The organism is Synechococcus sp. R8-2 (assembly GCF_047461715.1).
In the GTDB taxonomy this organism is placed as follows: domain Bacteria; phylum Cyanobacteriota; class Cyanobacteriia; order Thermostichales; family Thermostichaceae; genus Thermostichus.
In genome coordinates this window covers 1-881 of sequence record NZ_JANSHQ010000486.1, presented here as the reverse complement: position 1 = coordinate 881, position 881 = coordinate 1, and the positions used below count along the sequence as shown (strand labels likewise).

At 60.8% G+C, this 881-nt stretch carries 1 protein-coding gene; it reads left to right on the top strand.

The features are described 5' to 3' along the window. Positions 1 to 93: 93 nt before the first annotated feature. The gene (locus tag NW819_RS11385; protein WP_414331790.1) at positions 94 to 633 is read left to right on the top strand and encodes a hypothetical protein; all 540 of its coding nucleotides are present in this window, start codon (positions 94 to 96) and stop codon (positions 631 to 633) included. Positions 634 to 881: the final 248 nt, after the last annotated feature.

Genomic DNA, 881 nt, shown 5'->3' with positions numbered 1-881 from the left:
CAGCGGGACGGAGTCCTTGGAGGAGGAGGTGCCTTTTTAAGCGCTATCTAGCGCTATCTTAAGTTTGATAAAGCCAGCCTCATCTTGCCGACGATGACCTTCCCCATCTCCCCCCTAATTCGCTGCGCTGTGCAGGCTCTGTACTGGGGACTGGTTCTGCCCCTACCCATCCTGCTGGCTCGGCAACAGGCAACACCTCTTGAGCTGGGATCCCTTTGGATTGCTCTGCTGCTGGGATGGGGGGTAGTCCTGGGATCCCTGAGCCAGCAGATTCAGTTGGACGAAGAGGGCATGCAGGCCACCTACCCCAGTTGGGTGCCGCCTTTTGTGCGGCAGGAGTGGCAGATCCGGTGGGCCGATATCGAGCGCATTGAGCCCCGCTCCACCAGCCAGGGTGGTATGGTGTATTACTTGGTCAGCCGAGGGGGGGATCGCGTACTTTTGCCGATGCGGGTGACCAGGTTCAAGCAGCTGTTGGCTGAGATTCGACGGCACGCTCAACTGGAGATTGGCGGGCTGCGCCCCTACGTTCAGCCTTGGATGTACGGGCTCCTAGGATGTTTTGCTCTGCTTCTGTTGCTCTGGGATGGGATGGTCGCCATCTGGGTCTGGGCAAGTCCGGTGGGAACCTAGCGCAACCACAGACGGTTCCGGGTCTAGCCATCCCGACAGGGATCCCAGCTCCAGCGGGCGGTTGCAGTCCAGATCCCCCCCACGCCCTTCTGCGCAAGCGTTGCGGAGCAGCAGGATGGAAATTTGGAGCAGGTTGGAAATGAGCTCCTCCGCTGGGCGACCCCTGGTGGCGGTGGGGGTATCCTGAGAGCAGTGGAACTTAGCCCCCTCTTGCCAGCTCTTCCCCTTCGCGACAGCGGTGCGGAGCA

Bases quoted from the DNA above. Each gene is read 5' to 3' on its own strand.
- NW819_RS11385 (WP_414331790.1), top strand. From the start codon at position 94: ATGACCTTCCCCATCTCCCCCCTAATTCGCTGCGCTGTGCAGGCTCTG.